The organism is Rubrivirga sp., assembly GCF_049648075.1.
GTDB lineage: Bacteria > Bacteroidota > Rhodothermia > Rhodothermales > Rubricoccaceae > Rubrivirga.
Map to the genome: position 1 here is coordinate 1 of NZ_JBARYR010000678.1, position 2,235 is coordinate 2,235.

At 69.6% G+C, this 2,235-nt stretch carries 2 protein-coding genes; both read right to left on the reverse strand.

The features are described from left to right. Positions 1–20 precede the first annotated feature (20 nt). On the reverse strand, positions 21–479 hold the full coding sequence (locus WBA11_RS18120; protein ID WP_424522038.1) for a YdeI/OmpD-associated family protein: 459 nt from the start codon (positions 477–479) through the stop codon (positions 21–23). Positions 480–513: 34 nt separating this feature from the next. Next, positions 514–1,899, reverse strand: a complete 1,386-nt coding sequence (locus tag WBA11_RS18125; RefSeq protein WP_424522039.1) for a hypothetical protein — start codon at positions 1,897–1,899, stop codon at positions 514–516. Positions 1,900–2,235 lie beyond the last annotated feature (336 nt).

Consider the following 2,235-nt stretch of genomic DNA (forward strand, 5'->3'; position numbering starts at 1 on the left):
GGAGCCGACCTCGAGGGCGGCTAGTCGTCGTGCAGCGTGTGCGTCCGGATCTTCTCGCACAGCTCGACGGCGCGGCGCTCTCGCGTCTCGGCTCGCGTGGGGTAGGCGACGTGGGTCCCGAGCGACCGCTGCTTTCCCGCCGAGAACGTCGAGAACCGGGCCGCAGCGTCGGGATCGGCCTCGAGGGCGGCCTCGAACTCCGGCGGCAGGTGGACCGTGGCCGGGTCGGTCGGCTCGACCTCGATGAAGGCCGTGTCGCCCAGGGACAGCCCCGCGCGCCGCAAGACCTGCTTGCCGAAGCGGAGGTGGGGCGTGCCGTTCTTACGGCCGTGAACGACGCGGCGAAACGGAACGTCGCAGAGCGTCCCGACCACCGCTCGCGCGCCCTCGAGGGCGTCGTCCACCTCTGGTGGAACGGGGACGTAGTGCATCCCGCCAGAAACGGCGTCGCAAAGAACGGGACCGGCGAAAAGCTGCATGGTCGGGACGTGTCGTGCGTGATCGAGCTCTGCGTCACGTACCGACGTTCCACGACAGGGCCTGAGTCAGCCGCTCGGCGGCCTCGTCGAGGGCGCATCGCAGGAGCCAGTCGTGGGCGTGGCGACGCTGGATCCAGACGTCGGTACCACGCCGATGGATCGCCTCGATGGTTCGCAGCGAGGTGTGCCACGGAGTGCCACCCGACGTTCGCCGGAACGTGAGACGCTCGGTGTCGACGGTGACGTGGCCGATGTTCTTCCGCTCCCACGCGCTCGGCCACGCGCCGCCCAACCGCTTGACGACCGTCGACGCTTGGGCGGAACCAAACCACCCGTGGTCGGCCTGTGCGACCTCGGCAGTGAGCACCTTCCGCCACCGCACGTCGTCGAACCGGAAGACGAGTCCGCCGGGGTCTCGGCGAGGAGGGAGATCGTCGTCCGACCTCGAGGCAGGCTCTGGCGAGACGGGGACGGAGTGTCGCACGTCCTCGACGGCGTAGTACAGGTGTCGGTACAGGTCGTCCCGATGCTCTCCCGCGTCGATGAAGTAGCGACGCCCGCCAGCTAGGCGGATCACGGCGCCGTTTCGGAATCGCAGGGTTTGCTCCACATTGTCGAGGGCGAGCGTGTCCGGGATCGCGCGCTCGGCCTGGAGCACCAGACGCCGATCCGTCACGACGGCGACGCCGTCCCGCTTCGAGCCCTTGAGCACGGACGGTGGGACAATGAGCATCTCCGTCTTCCCGGCCTGTACCGCCGCGTACCCCGCCCACGACGTCAGCTTCGAGGCGTGCGCGTACCGCCACCACGCCGCCGCCTGAAACCGCACCCCCTCTGTCCCGGCCAGCCCGACCTCGGCCTTGGGTTCGGGTCTCTCCCCGTTCTGAGCCTGCCACCTCGCGCGAGCCCCGTCGAGCATCGTCTCGATCTCCGCCGTGACCTCGACGTCGAGGTCGGCCGCGGTCTCGAGGATGGCCTTCTCCTCGTCGGGCGACAGGAGCCCGTCGCTGAGTGCGTGCGCCACCGGCCGAAGCAGCCGGTCCTTGGCCAGAACGGCATAGGCGCCCTCGGCCAATTGGGGGTCGAGTTTGAGCGCGTGCTGAAGCTTGTACAGCAACAGCCGCTCCTCGACGCAGAGCCGGCCGTCCTCGAGGGCGTCCGTGACCGCGAGCCCGAACGCCCGCTCGTGGGCCGAGCGGAGGTCGGCGCCGGCGAGGGCGAGCGTGTCTGCGATGTGGGCCAGGACCGACCGGTCGTTCGCGTCGAGGTCGCCGGTCGAGAGCCGGGCGTCCAAGACCTGCTGGTACAGCCCGAGCCGTTGCTCCGGGTAGTACCTCTTCAAGTCGACGCCCCGCTGCCGCGAGATCCGGTCGCGGTCCGAAGGCCCAAACACTGCGAGCGAGTCGGCGGCGGCGATCAAGTTGTGGAGCTCGACGAACGCGTTCCATTCGGGCTCGCGGCCTCGGCGGGAAGGCTGAGGATGGAGAAGGTCGAGGTCGAGCGACGTCAGGGGTCCGAAGGTTGGGCGCAGGGAAGGTGACAGCGTGGTCTCCCCAGCGCAAGCGGAAACCCCGCATTTGTAGAGCCCGCAACACCGCGCCTGTATGGCCTCGACGTGTCGGCCTCGAGGACGGCGTGCCCACTGCGGTGTCGCGGACACCGCCCCCTGTCCCCCTCCTCATGCAACGAGGGAGGACTCGACCTAGCGACCTCGAGGGCGGGGCTCCGTCGAGGGCGGATCGGCCTCGAGGGTGGG

Coding starts and splice junctions, on each gene's coding strand:
- WBA11_RS18120 (WP_424522038.1), bottom strand. CDS start 479: ATGCAGCTTTTCGCCGGTCCCGTTCTTTGCGACGCCGTTTCTGGCGGG.